Annotated in this window: 19 protein-coding genes; 14 read left to right on the plus strand and 5 right to left on the minus strand. The window is 72.2% G+C overall.

What is annotated here, in order from left to right:
- The first annotated feature begins 24 nt into the window (after positions 1-24).
- The 6 genes from ABD811_RS10005 to ABD811_RS10030 all read left to right on the plus strand — a co-directional run bounded on the left by ABD811_RS10005 (position 25) and on the right by ABD811_RS10030 (position 5,560).
- Positions 25-423 carry a DUF3592 domain-containing protein gene (locus ABD811_RS10005; protein ID WP_344944288.1) on the plus strand — a complete coding sequence of 133 codons (399 nt, stop codon included), beginning with the start codon at positions 25-27 and terminating at the stop codon, positions 421-423.
- A gap of 13 nt (positions 424-436) precedes the next feature.
- Positions 437-1,078: a hypothetical protein gene (locus tag ABD811_RS10010; RefSeq protein ID WP_344944291.1), complete on the plus strand. Its 642-nt coding sequence runs from the start codon at positions 437-439 to the stop codon at positions 1,076-1,078.
- 65 nt (positions 1,079-1,143) lie between these two features.
- Positions 1,144-1,542, plus strand: a complete 399-nt coding sequence (locus ABD811_RS10015) for a hypothetical protein (RefSeq protein WP_344944294.1) — start codon at positions 1,144-1,146, stop codon at positions 1,540-1,542.
- A 127-nt stretch (positions 1,543-1,669) separates the two neighbouring features.
- On the plus strand, positions 1,670-3,145 hold the full coding sequence (locus tag ABD811_RS10020) for a hypothetical protein (RefSeq protein WP_344944297.1): 1,476 nt from the start codon (positions 1,670-1,672) through the stop codon (positions 3,143-3,145).
- 109 nt (positions 3,146-3,254) lie between these two features.
- Positions 3,255-4,265: a phosphatase PAP2 family protein gene (locus ABD811_RS10025; protein WP_344944300.1), complete on the plus strand. Its 1,011-nt coding sequence runs from the start codon at positions 3,255-3,257 to the stop codon at positions 4,263-4,265.
- Complete coding sequence (locus ABD811_RS10030; protein WP_344944303.1) at positions 4,262-5,560, plus strand: glycosyltransferase 87 family protein; 1,299 nt, start codon at positions 4,262-4,264, stop codon at positions 5,558-5,560. The genes ABD811_RS10025 and ABD811_RS10030 overlap by 4 nt, the downstream gene beginning before the upstream one ends.
- Here the strand turns inward: ABD811_RS10030 and ABD811_RS10035 are convergent.
- The gene (locus tag ABD811_RS10035; RefSeq protein ID WP_344944306.1) at positions 5,533-6,981 is read right to left on the minus strand and encodes a DUF2079 domain-containing protein; all 1,449 of its coding nucleotides are present in this window, start codon (positions 6,979-6,981) and stop codon (positions 5,533-5,535) included. The genes ABD811_RS10030 and ABD811_RS10035 overlap by 28 nt on opposite strands.
- 274 nt (positions 6,982-7,255) lie before the next feature.
- Between ABD811_RS10035 and ABD811_RS10040 the strand changes: the two genes are divergently transcribed.
- The gene (locus tag ABD811_RS10040) at positions 7,256-7,864 is read left to right on the plus strand and encodes a prepilin peptidase (RefSeq protein ID WP_344944309.1); all 609 of its coding nucleotides are present in this window, start codon (positions 7,256-7,258) and stop codon (positions 7,862-7,864) included.
- A gap of 29 nt (positions 7,865-7,893) precedes the next feature.
- Here ABD811_RS10040 and ABD811_RS10045 read toward each other — a convergent pair whose 3' ends face one another.
- Entirely contained in the window at positions 7,894-9,702 is a 1,809-nt protein-coding gene (locus tag ABD811_RS10045; protein WP_344944312.1) for an LCP family protein, read from the minus strand.
- A 462-nt stretch (positions 9,703-10,164) separates the two neighbouring features.
- On the opposite strand from ABD811_RS10045, the gene ABD811_RS10050 reads away from it, so the two are divergent.
- From ABD811_RS10050 to ABD811_RS10080, 7 genes are all read left to right on the plus strand, one after another.
- Positions 10,165-10,995: a hypothetical protein gene (locus ABD811_RS10050; RefSeq protein WP_344944314.1), complete on the plus strand. Its 831-nt coding sequence runs from the start codon at positions 10,165-10,167 to the stop codon at positions 10,993-10,995.
- A 139-nt stretch (positions 10,996-11,134) separates the two neighbouring features.
- Positions 11,135-13,084, plus strand: coding sequence for a fumarate reductase/succinate dehydrogenase flavoprotein subunit (locus tag ABD811_RS10055; RefSeq protein WP_344944317.1), 1,950 nt, complete (start codon positions 11,135-11,137; stop codon positions 13,082-13,084).
- On the plus strand, positions 13,081-13,851 hold the full coding sequence (locus ABD811_RS10060; protein ID WP_344944320.1) for a succinate dehydrogenase/fumarate reductase iron-sulfur subunit: 771 nt from the start codon (positions 13,081-13,083) through the stop codon (positions 13,849-13,851). Before ABD811_RS10055 ends, ABD811_RS10060 begins: the two co-directional genes overlap by 4 nt.
- 262 nt (positions 13,852-14,113) lie before the next feature.
- Positions 14,114-14,845: a Crp/Fnr family transcriptional regulator gene (locus ABD811_RS10065; RefSeq protein ID WP_344944323.1), complete on the plus strand. Its 732-nt coding sequence runs from the start codon at positions 14,114-14,116 to the stop codon at positions 14,843-14,845.
- A 117-nt stretch (positions 14,846-14,962) separates the two neighbouring features.
- On the plus strand, positions 14,963-16,543 hold the full coding sequence (locus ABD811_RS10070) for an FG-GAP repeat protein (RefSeq protein WP_344944325.1): 1,581 nt from the start codon (positions 14,963-14,965) through the stop codon (positions 16,541-16,543).
- 79 nt (positions 16,544-16,622) lie between these two features.
- Positions 16,623-17,621: a LysR family transcriptional regulator gene (locus tag ABD811_RS10075; protein WP_344944327.1), complete on the plus strand. Its 999-nt coding sequence runs from the start codon at positions 16,623-16,625 to the stop codon at positions 17,619-17,621.
- Positions 17,622-17,791: 170 nt separating this feature from the next.
- Positions 17,792-19,036 carry a M14 family zinc carboxypeptidase gene (locus ABD811_RS10080; protein WP_344944329.1) on the plus strand — a complete coding sequence of 415 codons (1,245 nt, stop codon included), beginning with the start codon at positions 17,792-17,794 and terminating at the stop codon, positions 19,034-19,036.
- Positions 19,037-19,080: 44 nt separating this feature from the next.
- Here ABD811_RS10080 and ABD811_RS10085 read toward each other — a convergent pair whose 3' ends face one another.
- From ABD811_RS10085 to ABD811_RS10095, 3 genes are all read right to left on the minus strand, one after another.
- The gene (locus ABD811_RS10085) at positions 19,081-19,698 is read right to left on the minus strand and encodes a hypothetical protein (protein ID WP_344944331.1); all 618 of its coding nucleotides are present in this window, start codon (positions 19,696-19,698) and stop codon (positions 19,081-19,083) included.
- A gap of 220 nt (positions 19,699-19,918) precedes the next feature.
- A complete protein-coding gene (locus tag ABD811_RS10090; protein WP_344944334.1) occupies positions 19,919-20,770 on the minus strand; it encodes a methyltransferase domain-containing protein in 852 nt (283 codons plus the stop codon).
- Positions 20,771-21,195: 425 nt separating this feature from the next.
- Positions 21,196-21,948: a succinate dehydrogenase/fumarate reductase iron-sulfur subunit gene (locus tag ABD811_RS10095; protein ID WP_344944336.1), complete on the minus strand. Its 753-nt coding sequence runs from the start codon at positions 21,946-21,948 to the stop codon at positions 21,196-21,198.
- Position 21,949 lies beyond the last annotated feature (1 nt).

Genomic DNA, 21,949 nt, shown 5'->3' on the forward strand with positions numbered 1-21,949 from the left:
GATGCCCGGCGGTGCGGAGGAACGATGATCAGGCCTGTGGTCGGCGTGCTGTTCGGACTGTTCGTCTGCGGTGCGGGCGTGTGGTCGCTGGCCGAGCGGGTGCGCCTGCAGCTGCGCGGCGCCCGCGCCCCCGGCGTGATCGTCGGGCGGGCGGACGCGGCGGGCACGGCCCCCGGGATCGCCGGCCGCTCCGGGATGTTCCGGTTTCGCACGCCCGACGGGCGGGAGATAGAGGTGACCAGCTCGGTGTACTCCTTCCCGGGACCGCGTCCGGGGAAGCGCATCACGGTGGTGTACGACCCGGCCCGGCCGTACCGGGGTGCGGAACGGGCCGGGGTGCACCTGGTCCTGATGCTGGCCGTGTACCCCCTGGTGGTGGCGATCGGCGCCGCCATCGCCGTCGCGGCCCTGCTGGACTTGTGAGAGGAGGCCGGAGATGACCGTGGCGCGCCGTCCCGCCCGGCCGCGCCTCACGCGACGCCGGCGTGCCCGCGCCTGGCGCGCGGCGCTCGCGATCGCGCTGGCCGCCGGATCGGCCGGCGGCTGCGGCGGATCCGGTGACGACGCCGACACGGCCCGCGCCGCGGCGCCCCGGAGCACGCCCTCGGGCTTCGCGGCGGCGTCCGCCGGGCGGGTGACGCTCGCCCACCCGAGCGGCTGGCTGCCGGTAGAGCCGCCGGAGGGGTGGCCCTTCGCGGCCGAACTGCGCGACGGCTCGCGGGTCCACGCGCGGGTCGGAGTGATCCGCGCCGTCCCGCGCCCGTCCGACGCCGACGCCGACGCCGGTGTCGTCGCCGCCGCGGTCGACACCGCGCTGCGGCTGACCGTCACCCGCTACGACCGCGGCCCCCGGCGGGACCTGCGGGTTCCCGGCGCCCGCGACGCCGTCCGGGTCGACTACACCTATCTGGACGGCCCCGGAGCCGGGGAGCCGGCCAAGGGCACCGACGTCGTGCTGGTGTACGGCCGGGGCGAGTCGGCCGTCGTCCGGATCACCGGACGGCCCGCCACGCTGCCGCCGGCGGTGGTCGACCAGATCGTCGGCACCGTCACCGTGGTGCCCGGCCCCGGCGGCTGAACGGCGCGGCCTGGCGGCTGAACGGCGCGGCCGAACGGTAAGCGACACGAAATCAGGGGGGAATCGTGGATCTCTTGCGTGCGTGGGTGACGGCCATGGTCGTCTTCGTGCTGGCGAGCATGGTGACGACGGTGGCCGCCGTCGGGTCGGACGCCGCCGTCGACGGCCTGAACGACACGACCGCCGACCGGATCGCGTGGAACGCCGTGCCCATGCTGCTCACGTTCGCCGCGATGACGGCGCTCGGCGGGGCGGCGCATCCCCGGCCGCAGCGGTTCGACACGCGCCGCCACGCCGTGGCGACGCTCGCGGTGCCCGCCGCGCTCATCCCCCTGGCACTGGTGTACGGCCTGTTCAACGGGCCCGCGCTGTCCGCGTGGAGCGGCTTCGTGGGGGCACTCGCCGGGACCGCGAGCGGCTGGGGCCTGCTCCGCGTGGCGCGCCGCCTTCGCTCGCCCGGCTGAGCCGGGGCGGCGGTTGGGTCCCGGGGCCCTGGAGAGACGGACGGCCGCCCCACTAGGGTCCGGCCTACACCGGGACGAACGACGAACAGGGGACGTCCTCCACCATCGACGGGGGAAACGCGGTCAGGTGAACACCTCCTACGCCGACGAGAAGAATCCGCGTTCACGCCCCGGCGACACCGCACCCGCCGCCACGGCCACCGCGACACGGTCCGCGCTCGCACGTGCCCGGACCGCGCTCATCTGGGTGGTTCTGGGATGGACGGCGGGGATGGAACGGCTCGACGACAACTCGTTCCTCACCCACCTGCGCACCGGACGCTGGATCCTCGACCACGGCGTTCCGCACTCCGACATCTACTCCTACACCGTCCCCGGCACGCGCTGGGTGGCGCAGTCCTGGCTGGTGGAGGTCCTCTACGCGGGCATCGCCGAATCGGTGGGGCCGACCGGGATCCGGGTGCTGTGCGGGATGCTCGGCGCGGCCAGCGCGTACCTGGCCTACCGGCTGGCCGACCGGGCCGCCGGAGGCCGCGGCCGGACGGTGGTGGTGCTGGTTCCGGCGCTGTACGTCTCGTCGCTGTACTGGGTGGAGCGGCCCCTGTTCGTGGGCGTCCTGGCGTTCCTGGCGCTGGTGTGGATCGTGGAGATCCCGGACTTGGCGGCGGGCCGCCGCCCGCTGATCGCGCTCCCGGTCCTGATGTGGCTGTGGGTCAACTCCCACGGCAGCTTCGCGCTCGGGTTCGCCTACCTGGCCCTGCACCTGCTCGGCCGCTGGGCCGACGGCCACGCGCCCTGGAAGGACCGGGAACGCCGGCTCCTGCAGGCGACCGGCCTGGCGTTCGCGGCCTGCTTCCTCAACCCGTACGGGGCCGGGCTGGTGCTGTTCCCCGTGGAGCTGCTGACGCGCGGCGAGGCCCTCCAGTACGTCCACGAGTGGAAGTCGCCCGACTTCCGCACGTTGGCGGGCATGGCCTTCGCCGCCTGGATCGTCGTCTTCGTCGCCGTGCTGGCGCTGGCCCGCGCCCGTCCGACCAGGCGCGACGTCCTGGTGTCGCTGCCCTTCCTGCTGCTCGGCCTGTGGGCCATGCGCAACGCGGCCGTCGCCTCACTGGTCGGCCTGCCGATCGCGGCCCGGCTGCTGCCCGCGGCCCCGCCGCCCGCCCGGCGCCCGCGCCTGGACGTCGCGCTCATCACCGCGGTGGTGCTCCTCGTCGTCCCGCTGACCCGGGGCGACCTGGCCCAGCCGCCGTTCGACCTGAGCAAGTATCCGGTCGCGGCGATGCGCGCCGTCGAAGGGCAGGGCCTGCTCGGACGCCGCCTGTTCACCACGCCCGCGTGGAGCGGCTACGTCATCCACCGGTACTGGCCGCGGCAGCGGGTCTTCATGGACGACCGCTTCGACATGTATCCGACCGCCTTCACCGTGAACTACTGGAAGGTGCGGCACGGCGACGCGCGTTGGCGGGCGACGTTCGAGCGGTACCGGGTGGAGGTCGTGGTGTGGGAGACGGGCGCCTCGCTCACCGAGATCCTCTCGGCGAGCCCGTCGTGGCGCGTGCTTTACCGGGACCGCCTGGCGACGGTCCTCGTCCGCCGCTGACCGCGGCCGGACGGTCCGTGCTGGGCCCGTGGGCCCAATGCCCGCGGACGGCGCTTTGAGGGCCGGGGGCCCTGCGTTTCGGCCCTCCGCGAGGTTAGCGTTGCGCGGCATGGGGACCATGGCCGGATCGGGTACCGACGCGGACGGCCGGTCCGAGGCCCGCCGCTCCGGCCGCCACCGCGGCACGCCCTCGCGTCTTTCCGAACAGCTGGCCGTCACCGCGCTGCTGCGGGCCCTCGCCCGGCTCACCGCGCTGACGTTCCTGGTCGTCGCCGTGCTCGCGCAGTTCCCCTTCTGGCACCCCGAGGTGCTGTTCTTCCTCCTGCTGGCCGTGTTCACGCTGCTGGGCGAGGCGCGCTCCTACCTGACGCACTTCGGCCCGTTCATCGGGCTGGTGGCCGTCTACGACTCGTTCCGCGCGATCGCCGACGACCTCAGCGGCAACGTGCACGTCCACGAGATGATCAACGTCGACGAGTGGCTGTTCGGCGGGACGCTGCCGACGGTCTGGCTCCAGTCGCACCTGTGGGACGGGCAGGTGAGCTGGTTCGACTACTACTTCTACCTGCTGTACATACTCCACTTCCCGATGCCCGCCGCGCTGGCGCTCTACCTGTGGCGGCGGCGCCCCGCGCTTTACCGTCCGTTCGTGGCGAGCCTGGTGGTCCTGTCGTTCTCGGCGTTCATCACGTACGCGGCCTTTCCCGCCGCGCCGCCGTGGATGGCCTCGGAACAGGGGGACATCGCGCCCGTCGCCAGGATCGCCGGGGACGTCTGGGCGTCCCTGGGAGTGCACGGCTACGGCTCGATCTACGACCGCATCTCGCCCAACCCGGTGGCGGCGATCCCCTCGCTGCACGCCGCGTACCCCACGCTGTTCCTGCTGTTCATGGGCAGATGCTTCGGCTGGCGGCGCGTCTGGTGGCTGGCCTTCTACCCCATCTCGGTCTGGGTGGGCATCGTCTACTTCGCCGAGCACTACGTCATCGACTTCATCCTGGGGGCCCTTTACGCGGCCGCCGCCTACGCGGTGACGATGCTGGTGTTCGCCCGCCTGCGGCGACGCCGCTCCCGCGGGTCGCCCGCCGGGGCCACGCAACCGGAGGCCGCGGCAGGATGAGCGACGACGCAGGCCCGAAGGTCTCCGTGCGCGCCCATGAGGACGCGGCCGCCGCTCCCCGGGCCGGGCGCGAGACGACGCCTCGGCGGACGACCGGCCCCGGCCGACGATGGACCGGTGGCCGGCTCATCTGGGCATGGGTGCTGACCCGGCTGCTCATGCTGGTCATCTGCTTCGCGCCCGGCTACCCGCTCAGCAGCACCATGAGCGACGCGGTGCTCTACCACGAGTGGGGCCCCGCCCTCGCCGACGGGCGATTCCCCGACGACGACGTGCGCTGGCAGTATCCGCCGCTGGCGGCCGTGCCGATCCTGCTGCCCAGGTTCCTGGGCGGCATGTACGGGATCACCTTCATGCTGTGCGCGCTGGCCGCCGACTTCGCGATCCTGTACCTGCTGCGGCGCGCGGACCGTTCGCCGGCGGGGGCGTGGTGCTGGATCGCCGGGATCTTCCTGCTCGGCCCGACCTGCCTGTTCCGCTTCGATCTGTTCGTCACCGTCCCGGTCGTGGCGGCTCTGCTGTGGCTCGGGCGCCATCGCCTGTTCGGCGTCCTGATGGCGGTGGGCGCGCTGATGAAGGCGTGGCCGGTGGCGCTGGCGCTCGCGCTGCGCCGCGACCGCACGATGATCCGCGTGGCCGCCGCGTGCGCCGCGACCGGGGCGCTGGTCGCGGGCGCGGTCACGATCGCGGGCGACGGAGCGTGGGGCTTCCTGCGGTCCCAGCGCGACCGCGGCGCGCAGATCGAGGCCGTGGCCGCCACCCCGATCAACGTGGCGCGCTGGTTCGGCTGGGATGGGCAGGTCCGCTACCGGTACGGGTCCTGGGAACTCGTCGGGCCGGGGGTGGACGCCGCCCTGGCGGCGAGCTTCGTGATCACTCTCGCCGGCCTGGCGTTGCTGGCCGTGCCGGTGCTGCGCCGCGATCCGCGGGAGTGGACCCCGGCCGCGGGCGCCGACGCCGTCCTGGCCGGTGTCCTGGTCCTGGTGGTGGGCGGCCGGGTGCTGTCGCCGCAGTACCTGATCTGGGTGCTGGGGGTCGCCGCGGCGTGCCTGGCGACGGCGGGCACCCGGCAGCGGCCCGCGGCGGCGCTGGTGCTGGTGGCGGCCGCGCTGACGCACCTGGATTTCCCCATCCTGTGGGTGGCGCTGCTCAAGGAAGGCGGGTTCCCGCCGATCGCCGTGCTGACCCTCCGCAACGTGCTGCTGGTGGTGGCCACGGTGCTCGCCGTCCGGGCCGTGTGGCGGCGGCCACGGGAGGGGGCTCCTCGTCAGGGTGCGGCGGCCGTCCGCCGGTAGAGCACCACGCCGTCGTCCTCGGCCACCTTGGTGAACCCCTGCGACGGCAGTGCCCGCAGGGCGGCCTGCACCTGTTCGGCCGTCGGCGGCCACAGACCGGCCCGTGCCGCGCTCTCCTGGTCCAGCGTCTTGGGCGCGATCGTCCTGACCCGTGTGTCCGTCACCACCCAGTCGACGCGTTCCCCGTGCGAGGGCGGGAAGATCACCACCCGGCACCGGCCGGTGAGGTGCGGCGCCACGGAGTTCCCGGCCGCCACCGCGACGCCGTCGGGCACCTTCGCCAGCACGCGCCGCGCCGCCGCGTAGTGCGGGGTGTCGGCGTAGTTGTTCGGATTGGTGATCCCCCAGGGGGTCAGATGCATCATGAGCGCGAAAATCCCGGGGAAGACGATGGCGGTTCGCCGCCATATCCGCATGCGCAGTCGTCCGTCGGCCCGCAGTGCGGGAAGCACCTCGATCAGCGCCACGAAAAGAATCGGCATGAGCACCGCGTTGTAGTGGACCCGTCCGACCTCCCAGTGCACCGGGTTCGTCGACACCAGCCGGGAAAGCAGCACGGGAACGGCGACGAGCGCCAGCGGGGTGCGCAGCGCGGCGCCTCCCGTGAGCAACAGCAGCAATGCCAGCAGGACGAGCTTGCGCGGGTTCTCGAAAAGCCCCGCGGGAAACGACAGCGCCAGCGACCACAGATCCTTGTCCGGATCGAGATAGGCCGAATAGCTGAACCGGCCGTCGTTGAAGAACGGCAGGACCACCTTGACCGTCAGCGCCACCGCGGCCAGTCCGGCGACGACCAGCGCCGCGCCCGACCGGCGCTGCCCGCGCCAGATCAGATATCCGCCGATCGCCGCGACCAGGAGCCCCATGTCCTCCTTGACCAGCAGCAACGGCAGCGTCCACGCCACCGCCGCGCGCCAGCGCCGTTCGGCCAGCGCCACCATCGCGAACGCCAGCAGCGGAACGGCGAAGGCGATCTCGTGGAAGTCGAATCCCAGCGCGCCCTGGATCCCCCAGGAAAGCGCGTAGGCGGCCGACAGCCACAGCCCGACGCCGACGCCGAGCCGGCCGACGGCCAGCCTGGCGACGGGCACGATGGAAAGGGCGATGAGCAGTGCCTGCGCCACCAGGAGGGTCTGCGCGCCGGGCCAGATCCGGTAGAAGGGCGCCAGCGTCACCAGAATGGGATGGAAGTGGTCGCCCAGCACATGGACGCCCGGCCCTTTGAGGGGAATGATCGGCGCCTGGAACCGGGAGTAGGCGCGCACCGCCTGCTCGAAGATCCCCAGGTCGTAGCCGGTGGTCCTGAGCAGGTGGTGCCGTCTCAGCGAGTAGCCCGAGTAGAGCACGAAGAATGCCGCCGCGATCGCGTACGCCGACCGGCGGGCGAGTTCTTCCCGGGCGCCCGCGGCGGACTCCGCCACCCCCGAATTCTTCGCGGATTCGTCCGCGGGGGCGTCATTTCGCGCCGCGATAGACGCGTTCCCCCCATTATCGTCAGGCACATTGCCGACCTTATCCGCGGCCGGCCGCGCCGGACAAGGCGGCCCCATCACGCCCACGTCACATTCTCGACGCCATTCCTGACCGAATGCGCGCCGACGGGTCCGGCGCCGGCCGGCGCCGGCCGATGGGAGACGACTTCACACCGATGATCGGGGCTTGGGAGGGGGAACGGAAAGATGGGAGGATGCCCAGGTGAGCAGCGACGCGTCCGTTGAATCCCCCACCGAAAGCGCCTGGTCCCTTCGTGCGGATTGGACGGAACCGGTCAGGCGGCACCCGGTGCCGGTGCTGCTCGCCGGGGTCGCCGTGCTGGCGCTGCTGGTCTGGCGGATCGGTCTGCGGGCCGATCTCGTCGCGTTCGCCTACCTCGCCTGTGTCGGCACCGTGCTCGGCACCGTCGACATCAGCCTGCGGCGCCTTCCCGACCCCCTGACGCTGCCGTCCTACCCCGTCGGTGCGGCCTTGCTGGGGGCGGCGGCACCGTTCACCGCCGACGGCGGCGACCGGTTCGTGGACGCTCTCATCGGTTTCGGCGTCCTCTGGGGACTGTTCGCCCTGCAATGGGTGGTGCTTCCCCGCGCGCTCGGCCTGGGTGACGTGAAACTGTCGGGCGTGCTGGGCCTGTATCTGGGGTGGCTGGGGTCGGACGCCTGGACCCTCGGCGTCCTGGCCATGTTCGTCCTCGGCGGCCTGTACTCGGTCGCTCTCATCGTGCTCAGGCGCGCGGCCCGCGGCGCGACGATCCCCTTCGGACCGTTCATGCTCCTCGGGACGCTCGCCGGCGTGCTCGCGCACGCCTGACGCCGCCGCCGGCGGAGTCGCCCGCCCCGTCAGGCGCAGAGGTTCTTGCCCGCCTCGACCCCGCCGGTGATCTTGTCGATGGCGGGCGGGGCGAGGCGGACGCCGTTCGTGCCGACGACGAGCGTGACGTGGCCGGCGGGGACGCCGTCGTCGGCGGTCAGCACGCCGTTGGGGACGGCGGCGGCCAGCGCGGACGCCTGCGCCTCGGCGGACGGGTGGTAGGCGATGCGGCTCTCCGCGGCCTCGGACCTCTTCTCGATCTTCTCTTCGACGTCGAAACCGCGGTTCTTCAGCTGCCGGGCGACGCGCCCGACGTCCTTGCCGCCCGCGTCCACCACCGTCACCTTCACCTCCTTGGGCGCGGGCACCGCGGGCCGCGGCGCCGCCGGCTGCTCGGCGGGCAGCTCGCTGTCGTGCCGGATCGCCTCGAACAGCGGCTTGGCCAGCTCGTCGTTCCACTGGACGCGGTTGGGGTCGGGGGCGTAGCCCTCCACCGGCACCGTGACGAACCGCACCTGGCCCGCGTTCATCCCGCGCACGCCCTCGGCCAGCTTCCGCATGGCCGACAGGTCGAGGTCGTCGTCGGTGGTGACCGACTCGGTGACGGCCTTGAGGAACTTGTAGGTCTTGGCCGGGTCGGTCAGCACCTCGCCGCTGGTGGCCTTGTTGACGACCGACGCCATGAACCGCTGCTGCCGTTCGATGCGTTCCAGGTCCGAGCCGTTGCCCAGCGTGTAGCGGGCCCGCACGTAGCCGAGGGCCTCCTCGCCCTTGACGGTCTGCTTTCCGGCCTTCAGCACCAGTTCGGCGCGCGGGTCGTTGACGGGGCGGTCGACGCAGATCTCCACGCCGCCCAGCGCGTCCACCACCCGTTTGAACCCGGCGAAGTCCACCTGCACGAAGTGGTCGATGTGGATGCCGGTCAGCTTCTCCAGCGTCTTCCACGTGCAGGTCGGCCCGGCGAACGCGAACGCGGTGTTGAGCATGCCGAACCGGCCCGGGACGGTGCCGCCCTTGTCCTTCTTGCAGTCGGGGATGTGCACCATCGAGTCGCGGGGGAAGCTGATGCCCACGGCCTGGTCGCGGTTGGGCGACAGGTGCAGCAGGATCGCGGTGTCCGACCGCGCCCCCGCCATGCCCGCGGCCGCCCCGTAGCGGGCGTTGTCCCCGTCGCGGCTGTCGGACCCGAGGAGCAGGATGTTCAGCGACTTGTTCAGCTTCTTGGGACGGTCGGTGCCGAGCTGCTCCTCGGTGACGTCCTGCTTCTCGATGCCGCCCATCAGGTCGGCGTAGAGCCAGCCCGCCCCGATCGCCGCCACCGCCACCAGCGCCGTCGCCCCGATGGCGACCCGCCGCCACACACGGCGCCGCCCCTTGCGCGCGGTGCCTTCTGCGGGGCCGCCGTCGTCACCCGGGCCGTCGTCGTCACCCGGGGCGTCGGCCGTCGCGGCGGCCGCCTTCTCCGCCTCGTCCCCGGTGGCGTCGGCCGCCGCAGGGGACGGTTCCTTGGCCGTCGCACCGCCGCCGGCCGTCTGGGCGTCGCCGGTCGCCGGGGAATCACCGGCCGCCTCGCCGGCGTCGGGGGTGGAACCGCTGCCCCCGGTCGCGGCGCCGGGAGCCGCCTTGCCGGCCGGTCCCCGGTCAACGGCCGTGCCATCGTCCTCGGCCGTCTCGGAGGGCGCGGCCGTCTTGTCGTCGGCCGTCTTGTCCTCGGGCGCGGTCTTGTCTGTGCCCTGGGGAGCGTCACCTGGGGAGCTTTTGGCGGTGGTGGCGTCTGGGGCTTTGCGGGTGGCGGGGTCCTCCGCGAGGTCGTCGCGGCCGGGGTCGTCGTCGCTCATCGGTCCCGTTTCGGCAGGCCCTGCCAGGGCGTTGGATTGTCAATGGCTGCCAGTTTATGCAGGTGCGGTGGATGTCAGCGTGTCCAAAGTGGCGGGCGTCCCCAATTGGCCGCGCAATTGCGCGGCCAGGAACGGCCGGGCGCGGTGCACGCCGCCGCGGCACCGGCATGGCGGCGGGTGAGGGGGCGGTGACGCGATGCTCATTCGCGCTCGTCTCGATTCCCGTGCGCCATAACTCCTGGTTATGGGTCCGGGGGTTGCGGCCTTCCAAAATCTGTGGTCAGGCTCACATCAAGGGCTGGCTGTTATGTATGTCACAGTGCCAGTGTGGTGGCGTAAGGTCGCCTGACCGGAAAGCGCGCACGAGGCGTCACCGCCTGTCGCGGCCGAGGCGCGGCGGCCGCAGGGGTGCGCGCGGCCGTGGTACGGGGACCCGATGACCCGAACTCAGGAGCGCGAGCGATGAGCACTGTGGAGGCGCCCGCCAAAGCGCGCGCCAAGATCAAGGAACGGACCCTCCGGCGGGACAACTGGCGCGTGTATCCGATCACCACGCTGGTGATCTTCACGGCGTGGGTGGTGTACGCGACGGTACGCGCGTTCTGGGGCGCGGCGTTCTTCGTGCCCGAGTACCACTACCTGACGCCGTTCTACTCGCCGTGCCTGAACGAGATCTGCAACGACGTCACGCTGAACGGGCACACGGCGGACGCGGCCGAGTTCGGCACGTTCCTGCCCGCCGGGACCCGGGGCTGGATCCCGTTCGCGGCGCTGTCTCTGCCGTTCCTCCTGCTGTTCCGGCTGACCTGCTACTACTACCGCAAGGCGTACTACCGTTCGTACTGGGCCTCGCCGCCCGCGTGCGCGGTGGCCGAGCCGCACAAGAAGTACAGCGGCGAGCGGCGGTTCCCGCTGGTCGGGCAGAACCTGCACCGCTACTTCTGGATGGCCGCCGTGGTCATCTCGCTGATCAACACCTACGACGCGATCCGCGCCTTCCAGGGCGCCGACGGCGGGTTCGGCGTGGGGCTGGGCAGCCTGATCCTGCTCGCCAACGTGATCCTGCTGTGGGGGTACACGCTGTCGTGCCACTCCTGCCGGCACATCGTCGGCGGACGGCTGAAGAACTTCTCCAAGCACCCGGTGCGGTACTGGATGTGGGGGCAGGTCTCCAAGCTGAACCAGCGGCACGGCCAGTACGCGCTGATCACCTTGGGTTCGCTGGTGGTGGCCGACTTCTACGTGATGCTCGTGGCCAGCGGCACCATCTCCGACCTGCGGTTCTTCAACTGAGGACGGGCATGGAGACGAGCAGGGGCACGACCGCGGGACGCCGCGCCGGAGCGCGGCGGGCGAGCGGGACGCGCGCGCGGAGGAAGGGCGGCGCGACGGCGCGCCGCCGAGGCGACCGGACGGGACCGGGGAGCAGGTCATGAGTGAGATCGAAAGGCACGCCTACGACGTCGTGGTGATCGGCGCGGGCGGGGCCGGGCTGCGCGCCGCGATCGAGGCCCGCATGCAGGGCAAGAAGACCGCGGTCATCTCCAAGTCGCTGTTCGGCAAGGCCCACACGGTGATGGCCGAGGGCGGCGCGGCGGCCGCGATGGGCAACGTCAACCCCAACGACAACTGGCAGGTCCACTTCCGCGACACCATGCGCGGGGGCAAGTTCCTCAACAACTGGCGGATGGCCGAGCTGCACGCCAAGGAGGCCCCCGACCGGGTGTGGGAGCTGGAGGCGTGGGGGGCGCTGTTCGACCGCACCAAGGACGGCAAGATCAGCCAGCGCAACTTCGGCGGGCACGAGTACCCGCGGCTGGCGCACGTCGGCGACCGCACCGGCCTGGAGCTGATCCGCACGCTCCAGCAGAAGGTGGTGGCGCTGCAGCAGGAGGACCACGCCGAGCTCGGCGACTACGAGGCCCGCATCAAGGTGTGGGCGGAGACGACCGTCACCCGGCTGCTGAAGGACGGCGACCGGATCTGCGGCGCGTTCGCCTACGTCCGCGAGACCGGGAAGTTCGTGGTGTTCGAGGCGCCCGCCGTGGTGCTGGCGACCGGCGGCATCGGCAAGGCGTTCAAGGTGACGTCCAACTCCTGGGAGTACACCGGGGACGGGCACTCGCTGGCGCTGCTGGCCGGGGCGACGCTGCTGAACATGGAGTTCGTCCAGTTCCACCCCACCGGGATGGTCTGGCCGCCGTCGGTGAAGGGCATCCTGGTCACCGAGTCGGTGCGCGGCGACCGCGGGATTCTGAAGAACTCCGAGGGCAAGCGGTTCATGTTCCGCTACATCCCTGAGGTCTTCAAGGACAAGTACGCCACCACCCCGGAGGAGGCGGACCGCTGGTACGACGACCCGGACAACAACCGGCGCCCGCCCGAGCTGCTGCCCCGTGACGAGGTGGCCCGCGCGATCAACTCCGAGGTGAAGGAGGGGCGCGGCTCACCGCACGGCGGGGTGTTCCTCACCGTGGTGGACCGGATGCCGGGCGGCGCCGAGGAGATCAAGCGGCGGCTGCCGTCGATGTACCACCAGTTCAAGGAGCTGGCCGACGTCGACATCACCGCCGAGCCGATGGAGGTCGGCCCGACCTGCCACTACGTGATGGGCGGGGTGGAGGTCGACCCGGACACCGCCGCGGCGCTGGTCCCCGGCCTGTTCGCGGCGGGCGAGGTGGCCGGCGGCATGCACGGCTCCAACCGGCTGGGCGGCAACTCGCTGACCGACCTGCTGGTGTTCGGCCGCCGCGCCGGGCTCGGCGCCGCCGAGTACGTCGACTCGCTGCCCGACAAGCCGGTGGTGACGGACGAGGCGGTCGAGGCGGCGGTCACCGAGGCGCTGGCGCCGTTCGAGCGCGAGGGCGGCGAGAACCCGTACGCGGTGCACGCCGAACTGCAGCAGACGATGAACGAGCTGGTCGGCATCATCCGCACGGAGGAGGAGCTCAAGCGGGCCTTGGAGGCGCTGGACAAGCTGCGCGAACGCGTCCGCAACGTCAGCGTCGACCCGGTCGCGGTGAACGACGGGCGCGGCTACCACCCCGGCTGGCACCTGGCCCTGGACCTGCGCAACATGCTGCTGGTGTCCGAGGCGATCGCCAAGGCGGCGCTGGAACGGCAGGAGAGCCGCGGCGGGCACACCCGCGACGACTACCCGGAGATGTCGGCCGAGTGGCGCAAGCTCAACCTGGTCGTCCGCCTGGCGGGCGACCCCGACGACCCCCGCGTCGAGCTCAAGCGGCAGCCCATGGACCCGATGCGCGACGACCTGATCGGGCTGTTCGAGACCGACGAGCTGAAGAAGTACCTCACCGCCGAGGAACTGCCGGCCGAGGTCAGGGCCGCCGCCGGTGACGAGGACGAGGAGAGCGACCGATGAGCTACGAGGCCAAGTTCCGGGTCTGGCGCGGCGACGCGGGCGAGGGCGAGCTTCGCGACTACACCGTCGAGGTCAACGAGGGCGAGGTCGTCCTCGACATCATCCACCGGCTGCAGGCGACCCAGGCGCCCGACCTGGCGGTGCGGTGGAACTGCAAGGCGGGCAAGTGCGGCTCGTGCTCGGCCGAGATCAACGGCATGCCGCGGCTGATGTGCATGACGCGGATGTCGACGTTCGCGCCGGACGAGACCGTGACCGTCACCCCGGTCCGCACCTTCCCGGTGATCCGCGACCTGGTCACCGACGTGTCGTTCAACTACGAGAAGGCGCGGCAGATCCCGTCGTTCGACCCGGGCGACACCAAGCCGGGCGAGTTCCGGATGCAGCAGGTTGACGTCGAGCGCTCGCAGGAGTTCCGCAAGTGCATCGAGTGCTTCCTGTGCAACAACGTCTGCCACGTCATCCGCGACCACGAGGAGAACAAGCCGGGCTTCGCCGGGCCGCGGTACCTGATGCGCATCGCCGAGCTGGAGATGCACCCGGCCGACACCGCCGACCGGCGCGCGATCGCGCAGGAGGACCACGGGCTGGGCTTCTGCAACATCACCAAGTGCTGCACCGAGGTCTGCCCCGAGCACATCAAGATCACTGACAACGCGCTGATCCCGATGAAGGAGCGCGTGGTCGGCCGCCGGTACGACCCGGTGGTGTGGCTCGGCTCCAAGCTCGGCATCGTCAGGAAGGGACAGGACACCCCCTCGGCCTGATGGCGGACCGGCCGGGGACGTCCGTCGTTTCTCGACGCGGCTCGCCTCGCGAGGTCGGCGGGCGGCGTGCCCCCGTCGCCGCCGCCCGCCGTGCCCGCCGTTCCCCATGAACGTTCGCGGAGCGGCACCTGGCCGCGCACGCCGCGTCCAAGCCTCCCCCGGGGACGGGCGCGCTGAATAGGAAGAAGTACACACAACGCGTGACGCATTCGTGATTTGGCGACTGCTCACAAGGTGGGGCCGTTCGCTCTAGCGTGGAGATATGAACGCCCCCCTGGAGCCCGGTTCGTTTCTCGCCGAGCTCACGTCCGCGGAACGCGCCGAGCTGGAACGGCGCGCCCGGGTCCGCGTCTTCGCCCGCGGCGAGGTGCTGTTCGCCGAGGGGGAGCCGTCCACCTGGGTGGCGGTCCTGCTCGCGGGACGGGTCAAGGCGTACTCGCACCGCGAGCACGGCGGCGAGGCGCTGCTGGCGGTGCGCGGGCCGGGCGCGCTGCTCGGCGAGGTCGCCGCGATCGACGGCAACCCGCGTTCGGCCACGGTCGCCACCCTGGAACCGGCGCGGGCGCTGACCCTCACCGCCCCGCAGTTCATGGCGTTCCTGCAGGACAACGGCAGGGTGTCGTTGCTGATGATGCGGATGCTGTGCCAGCGGTGGCGCGACGCCGACCGCAAACGCGTCGAGTTCGGCATGTTCGACGCCACCGGCCGGGTCGCCCAGCGCCTGGTGGAGCTGGCCGAACGGTTCGGCGTCCCGTACGAGCCGACCGGCCGGGGCCGTCCCGCCGCCGACGCCGCGGCCGGACGCGGCAACGGGAGCCAGAGCGTGCGCATCACGCTGAACCTGTCGCAGGAGGAGCTGGCCGGGTGGGTCGGCGCCTCCCGCGAGGCGGTCAGCAAGGCCCTGCGCACGCTGCGCCGCCACGGCTGGATCGAGACGGGACGCCGCCGCGTCATCGTCCACGACCTGCAGGCCCTGCGCCGCCACGCCCGCTGACGAGAGCGCGCCGCCGCGCCGCGTCCGGGCCGTTCCGCCGGTGGGTGGCGCGATGCGGCCACAGCGGCGTGGAACGTTTCGGTAAACCCGTTCTGAACGCGCACCGTCATCTGGGTGATGAACGTCACACGGAGGACGGGGGAGCGGTTGCGATTCGGCAGACTCACGGCGGTGGTCGCGGCGCTGGGCGCTGTCGCCGCGTTCGGCACGGGCACGGCGGGAGCCGCTCCTCGCGCGGCGGCGGAGTGCTCCCCCCACGGCCCCGACTTCAACGGCGACCGGTGCGCCGACGTGGCGATCGCCGACCCGGACGCCACGGTGTCCGGGAAGGCGCGCGCCGGACGGATCAACATCGTGTACGGCGGCGCCGCCACGGCCGCGTCGCTGACACAGGGGCAGCCGGGCGTCGGTGACGCCCCGGAGGCCGACGACGGGTTCGGCACCGCGGTGCGGGCGGCCGACCTCGACGGCGACGGTCACGCCGACCTGGTGGTGGGGGTGCCGTCGGAATCGGTGGCGGGCGGCGATGACGCGGGCGTCATCCAGGTGATCTACGGGTCGGCCGCGGGGCTCGGCGGTGGCCGCCCGGGCCTCGTGCTGCGGCAGGGCGCCGGCGGCATCGGCGGCACCCCCGAGCCGGGCGACCGGTTCGGCGCGGCGATCGCCGTCAACCGGACCACGGTCGCCGACGGGGCCGCGCCCGCCGTCGCGTTCGGTTCGCCCGGTGAGGACGTCGGCGATGTCGCCGACGCGGGCTCGGCGGGCGTCGTGACGTTCGACCGGCGGACCGGCGCCGTCGCGGCCACCGCCACGATCACGCAGAACAGCACGGGCATCGGCGGCGCCGCGGAGGCGGGCGACCGGTTCGGTGCCGCGGTCGAGCTGTTCCAGGGGCCCGGCGGCTTCGGCTGCGCGGTCTCGGGCGTTCGCGGCCTCACCCTGGTCGCCGGAGCGCCCGGCGAGGACCTGGGCGACCGGCGCGACGCGGGCATGCTGCACCTGGCCCGCGACCTGGCCACCGACACGCCGCTGTCGCAGGACACGCCCGGGGTGGACGGCAGCGCGGAGACCGGTGACCAGTTCGGCGCCGCCCTCGCGCTCAGCTCGTACTGCGAGCACGACGGCCCGTCGCACGTGCGGCTCGCCGTCGGCGTGCCGGCCGAGGACGTCGGCGCCGCCGCGGACGCCGGGATGGCCCACCTGTTCGCCACCGACGACGACGAGCTTCCGCTCCCGCAGCGGTGGAGCGCCACCCAGGACGCGCCCGACGTCGCCGACACCGCCGAGGCGGGCGACCGGTTCGGCGCCGTCCTTGCGGTCGGCGGGCCGTGGCGGGACGGTTTCGGCGAGCCCGTGGTCGCCGGCGTCCCCGGCGAGGACGTCGGCAGCGCGGCGGACGCCGGTGCGATGCACGTCTTCGGCGACGCGGCCGGCACCCCCGGCAACGGGGACGTCCACCTCACCCAGTCCGCCGCCGGTGCCGTCCCGCAGCCGGGCGACCGGTTCGGCGCCGCGCTGACCAGCCGTTACGACCACCTGCTGAGCGGCGCCCCCGACGACGCGACCTACGACAGGGGCGTCGTCCACGGGATCGCGTGGCCGACCGTGTTCGGCACGCCGACGCCCGGCCCGCTGTTCGTCCCGGGCCGCGACGGCGTCCCGGCGGACGCGGTCCGCTTCGGCGCAGGGCTCGCCTGACCGGTGCGCGGGGGCGGCCGGCGGGCGCCCGGCGGGGTGGCCGCCGACCGCCGCTCCCGCGGGCCGTACCCTGTGCAGGGTGCAGTTGCAGCAGCTGGCCTACTTCGTCGCGGTGGCCGAGGTCCGGCACTTCACCCACGCGGCGGAGATCCTGCACGTGGCGCAGCCGTCGCTGTCCAAGCAGATCCGCGCGCTGGAGACCGAGCTGGGCGCGTCCCTGTTCAGCCGGGCGCGCGGCAACATCACCCTGACCCCGGCGGGCGAGGCGCTGCTGCCGCTGGCCAAGCGGATCCTCGCCGACGTCGACACCGCCCGGCTGGAGGTGCAGGAGCTGGCGGGCCTGCGGCGCGGCCGGGTGCGGCTGGGCGCCACGCCGTCGCTGTGCGCCGGGCTGCTGGCCGACGTCCTGCGCCGCTTCCACGACGCCTACCCCGGCATCCGGCTGATCGTCGAGGAGGGCGGCTCCCGCGACCTGGTCCGGGAACTCACCCGCGGCTCCCTCGACCTGGCGCTGGTGATCCTGCCCCTGCACGGCGACCCGCCGCTGGACACCGTCCCCATCCTGCGCGAGAACCTGGTCGTCGCGTCGCCCGCGGACCCGGAGAACGCCGACCGGACGCACCGCGGGATGCTGCCGCGCCGCCCCTACCTGCGGATCGAGGACCTGCGCAACCGTCCGCTGGTGATGTTCCGCTCCGGCTACGACCTGCGCGAGGCGACGATCGGCGCCTGCCGCGCGGCCGGGTTCGAGCCGAGCTTCGCGGTCGAGGGCGGCGAGATGGACGCGGTGCTGCGGTTCGTCGAGGCCGGGCTGGGCATCGCCGTCGTCCCGAGCATGGTGCTCGCCGGACGCCCCGGCCTGCGCGGCACGCCCCTCGTGCTGGACGACTCCGACCCCGACGCGTCCCGCCGCGGCCACCACCCCGGCCTCCTGCGGACGATCGCGCTCGCGCACCGCAAGGATGTCGACCCCACCCACGCCGCCCGCGCCTTCCAGGAGACCCTGGAGACCTTCCTGGCGGAGGCGGCCCTGGCGGGCAGCCTGCCCTCGGGCGTGGAAGCCCTCGTCACCGCCTGACGCCCGTCACCGCCTGACGTCCGTCACCGCCTGACGTCCGTGATCGCCTGACGTCAAGGACAACCGTCACCGATACACCGGACGGCGAATCAGTGGATCTTGACCGTCCGTCGTGCGGCCTGCGCATCTAGGGTCCGATCTGACCGTCCGACCCCTTTTTCGGAGGCCGTATGCGTCCGTCCCCCCGCCGCCACCGCACCGCGCTGGCCGCCTCCCTGCTGGCCGCGCCCCTCGCCCTCACCCTGACCGCCGCCCCGCCCGCCTCCGCGTCGCCCGCCCCGGCCGCGCCGCAGCAGTGCAGCGACGAGCCGCGCGACCTGCCCACCTGGAAGTTCATCGACTACGACGAGATGCGCGCCGAGCTGGCCCGGCTCGAACGCGTCAGCCACGGCCGCGTGGAGGTGAAGGTCGCCGGGAAGTCCAACCGGGGCCGCTCCATCCACACCGCGACGGTCGGCACCGGGCCGAAGGTGTTCATCGTCACCTCCGAGATCCACGGCAACGAGAAGACCGGCACCACCGCGCTGCTGCGCATCCTGAACTGGCTGGGCACGTCCGGCTCCCCCGAGGCCGCGCGGATCCGCAAGGAGATCACGTTCGTCGCCGTCCCGAAGATCAATCCGGACGGCGCCGAACTCGACCGGCGCGGCAACGACAACTCCTGGGCCGAGGTCCAGCGTGACTTCCCGCAGCTCGCGGGACGTCCGCCCGCCTGGAACTACCTCAACACGCGGCTGCAGGGCGACGACTACACCACCAGGCCCGGCTTCGACCTGAACCGCGACTTCAACCCCGACCTGGACTACCGGCCCAAGCCCGAGGACGTGCCGGGCGACGGGTCGAGGCCCGGCTGGTTCCTCAACCCCGAGTCGCAGACGCTCCGCGACATCTACAAGTACTGGACCGCCCGCAAGGGCAAGGTGCACACCTACGTCGACCTGCACCACCAGGGCGCCTGCGTCCGGGAGGACGCCCAGAACCGGCTGCTGGACGTCGCCGTCGACTACCCGCCGCTGCCCGACCGCTTCTTCGAGCCGGGCCAGAAGTACGCCCCGTACGCCCGGACCTACGCCAAGACGCTGTCCAAGCAACTGGCGATCAGCGCGTTCCGCGGCATCGAGGAACGCGGCTACATCCCCGCCCGCTACCCGCACCCGCCGACCCGCGACCTGCCCGGCCAGGCCCGCTCCTCCTTCGGCCTGATCGGCACGGGCACGGTGCTGTTCGAGGTCCGCGGCCAGACCCAGACGATGGGCCACTACCAGTCCGAACGTTTCATCCGCGCCGTCACCGCGGGCCTGACCGCCATGCTGCGCGACGTGGCGTCCGGCGAGGTCGGCACCATCGACCCCGACACCTTCGAACAACTCCCCGGCACCGCCGAGGAGCAGTCGACGGCCGCCCTCGAAGACTGACGCGATCGTCATGAGGCCGCCGGTCCGCCGGCGAACCGGCGGCCTCACCGCGCTCGGACGCCCCGCCTGCGCCGCCAGTAGGCGACGGTGAGCAACCCCAGCAACGGCCCCCACAGCAGCAACGGAAGATAGGCGGCCAGGGCCAGCACGCCCTGCCAGTGGCCAGGATCGAAGAGGGAGGAGAAGTCATCGTCGATCGGGCGGCCGTAGAGATCACGCTGGAACAGCGCGTTGACCACTGAAGCCGTCCACATCAGGGTCAGGACGGCGGCGCCGAGGGCGGCCGGGACGACGGCGGCCGCGGTCGGCACTCTCCGGCCGCGCAGCACGGGCACCCAGCGCGGAAACGTCTCGCCCCACGCGGCGACCAGCCCGACCGCCGTGAACGCCGCCAGTTCCGACACGATCGACAGCAGGATGACGTACACCTCCAGCGGCAGCCACCACGGCAGATTCCCCGAGCCCTGGGCGTCCACGCCGTCAACGATCGGCGCGTGGAAGGTGCACACCGCTATCCGCCAGACGCTGGAGGGCAGCACCGTGAACGGGACGGCGTAGGCGGCGATCCGGGCCCATCGCGGTACCCCGGCGACCGGGTCGTGCGCCGCCCGCCACGCGGTGCGCAACCGACCGGCCGGCGCGGCTTCCATGAGAGTGGTCATCTGCGTTCCTCCTGTGCGGGGGCACAGCGTGCCCGGCACCTACGAAGATCGCAGCGAGACCGCCACGCGCTCACCCTCCGCGGGAGGGAACCACCTCGCCCGTACGGGGGAACCGACCGGCTACGGCCGGTCCAAGCCGCGAAACGCACCGGACTCGTCGGCCAAGTCGGCGTAGTCGGCGAAGTCCAGCGATCCTTCCAGGACCGACCCCGCCCCCCGCCTACTGCGCCGGATCAACAGGATTCGCGGGCGAATCCAGCCACACGCTCTGCCCCTCGCGAGTAACGGTCACTCCATACCGCGAGTAGTGAGGCCGACCGGCCTTGATCCACCTCTCCTCGGCCTCGTGCATGACTCGGGGCAGCAGGCGCTGCGCGCGCAGGGGCATGAATCCCGCCCTGCCGATGAATCGGCCCACGGCGGTTCCGTCGGCCCGGACGGTGAGCCGTGCGAGTGGCCAGTCCGGATGGATCGTGGGGGCCCAGGGGACGACGATCGTTCCGCCTGGCGTGGTCTGTTCCACCCAGGCGTAGGGCACGGTGTGCGCGGCGGCGGTGACGATGATCCGGTCGTAGGGCGCACGCGGCGGGTGGCCGTTCTCACCATCGCCGACGATCACCTCGACGGGATGCCCGGCCTTGTGCAGAGCCGTCCGGGCCTGCTCGGCCACATCGGGATCGATCTCGATGCTGGTGATGTTGTCGTGGCCGAGCACGTACGCCAGCACGGCCGCGTTGTATCCGGTCCCCGTGCCGATCTCCAGGACCTTCATGCCGGGGGCCGGGTCCAGCGCCTGGATCATCGCGGCGATGACCCGTGGGGAGCTGCTGGAGCTGGTGGCCACCAGTCCCCGGCCGGTTGCGGGGTCGCTCACCTCCACCGGAACGCCGGGGTGGGGACCTACCTTGGTGATCACCGCCCCGTCGTCATCGTCCACGAGTTCCCGCCACCGCACGGGCTGCTCCGAGCGCCGCAGCGGGACCAGCCAGTGGTCAGGCCCCGGGACGTAGACCACGTCCGGGATGAACTGCTCACGAGGGATCGCTGCGAGGGCCTCCGCCGGAGACCTCACTGCTCACCCGTCCCGTTGCACACCACGCACGGTTCCCACCGCCGTTTCTCGTGCCCGTTGTCGGTCACCCACTGGCCCTTGGCGCCGTTACACGCGTTGCATTCTTCCTTTTTGGCGTGTTTGCCCATCGGGTCGTCGCCTTTCTCGCCGAGAGACGAATCACGGCCCAACCTAACGGCGGCGCCCATGCCGCGGATGTCCCTTGGTGGATAGACGTCGGCATCCAGTGAATGCGCTGATGTGTATACGTCAGGGAGGGCAGGGCCGTTGTCGGCGAGGGGCAGAAGCTGGGTGCGGGCGGGGGCGGCATCCGTCCGGTGGGAGGAGTGCTGGGTGGAGGCCGCCGTGGCCTGCGGCGGGTGGATGGGGGTTCTGATAGCGCAAAGCGCGCGTCCCGGCACCCGGGACGCGCGCTTTGTCGTGGGTTACTTCTTTTTGCCGCCGGCGGTGGCCTTGAGGTAGTCGTGGTTGAGGCGGCCGATGACGTCCAGCGGGATGCCCTTGGGGCAGGCGACCGTGCACTCGCCGGTGTTGGTGCAGCCGCCGAAGCCCTCGGCGTCGTGGGCGTCGAGCATGCTGACGACGCGGTCCCAGCGCTCGGGCTGGCCCTGGGGGAGCAGGCCCAGGTGGGTGACCTTGGCGCCGAGGAACAGCGACGCCGAGCCGTTCGGGCAGGCGGCGACGCAGGCGCCGCAGCCGATGCACTCGGCGGCCTCGAAGGCCTTGTCGGCGTCCGGCTTCGGCACCGGCACCGAGTGGGCCTCCGGGGCGGTGCCGGTCGGCGCGGTGATGTAGCCGCCGGCGGAGATGATGCGGTCGAACGCCGAGCGGTCGACGACCAGGTCCTTGACCACGGGGAACGCCTTGGCGCGCCACGGCTCGACGTCGATGACCTCGCCGTCCTTGAACTTGCGCATGTGCAGCTGGCACGTGGTGGTGTTGCGCTCGGGGCCGTGCGGGGTCCCGTTGATGACCAGGGAGCACATGCCGCAGATGCCCTCGCGGCAGTCGTGGTCGAAGGCGACCGGCTCCTCGCCCTTCTGGATGAGCTGCTCGTTGAGCACGTCCAGCATTTCCAGGAACGAGGCGTCGGGAGAGATGTCGTCGAGCTTGTACTCGACCATTCCGCCCTTGTCCTCAGGGCCCTTCTGGCGCCAGATGCGCAGTGTGACCTTCATG

This window comes from Actinomadura miaoliensis, assembly GCF_039536785.1.
Lineage (GTDB): Bacteria > Actinomycetota > Actinomycetes > Streptosporangiales > Streptosporangiaceae > Spirillospora > Spirillospora miaoliensis.

What these genes read in the sequence shown, in the direction of transcription:
- ABD811_RS10045 (WP_344944312.1), bottom strand. Translation starts at nt 9,702, where the DNA reads ATGAGCGACGACGACCCCGGCCGCGACGACCTCGCGGAGGACCCCGCC.
- ABD811_RS10055 (WP_344944317.1), top strand. Translation starts at nt 11,135, where the DNA reads ATGAGTGAGATCGAAAGGCACGCCTACGACGTCGTGGTGATCGGCGCG.
- ABD811_RS10010 (WP_344944291.1), top strand. Translation starts at nt 437, where the DNA reads ATGACCGTGGCGCGCCGTCCCGCCCGGCCGCGCCTCACGCGACGCCGG.
- ABD811_RS10030 (WP_344944303.1), top strand. Translation starts at nt 4,262, where the DNA reads ATGAGCGACGACGCAGGCCCGAAGGTCTCCGTGCGCGCCCATGAGGAC.
- ABD811_RS10050 (WP_344944314.1), top strand. Translation starts at nt 10,165, where the DNA reads ATGAGCACTGTGGAGGCGCCCGCCAAAGCGCGCGCCAAGATCAAGGAA.
- ABD811_RS10005 (WP_344944288.1), top strand. Translation starts at nt 25, where the DNA reads ATGATCAGGCCTGTGGTCGGCGTGCTGTTCGGACTGTTCGTCTGCGGT.
- ABD811_RS10095 (WP_344944336.1), bottom strand. Translation starts at nt 21,948, where the DNA reads ATGAAGGTCACACTGCGCATCTGGCGCCAGAAGGGCCCTGAGGACAAG.
- ABD811_RS10085 (WP_344944331.1), bottom strand. Translation starts at nt 19,698, where the DNA reads ATGACCACTCTCATGGAAGCCGCGCCGGCCGGTCGGTTGCGCACCGCG.
- ABD811_RS10065 (WP_344944323.1), top strand. Translation starts at nt 14,114, where the DNA reads ATGAACGCCCCCCTGGAGCCCGGTTCGTTTCTCGCCGAGCTCACGTCC.
- ABD811_RS10060 (WP_344944320.1), top strand. Translation starts at nt 13,081, where the DNA reads ATGAGCTACGAGGCCAAGTTCCGGGTCTGGCGCGGCGACGCGGGCGAG.
- ABD811_RS10025 (WP_344944300.1), top strand. Translation starts at nt 3,255, where the DNA reads ATGGGGACCATGGCCGGATCGGGTACCGACGCGGACGGCCGGTCCGAG.
- ABD811_RS10080 (WP_344944329.1), top strand. Translation starts at nt 17,792, where the DNA reads ATGCGTCCGTCCCCCCGCCGCCACCGCACCGCGCTGGCCGCCTCCCTG.
- ABD811_RS10070 (WP_344944325.1), top strand. Translation starts at nt 14,963, where the DNA reads ATGAACGTCACACGGAGGACGGGGGAGCGGTTGCGATTCGGCAGACTC.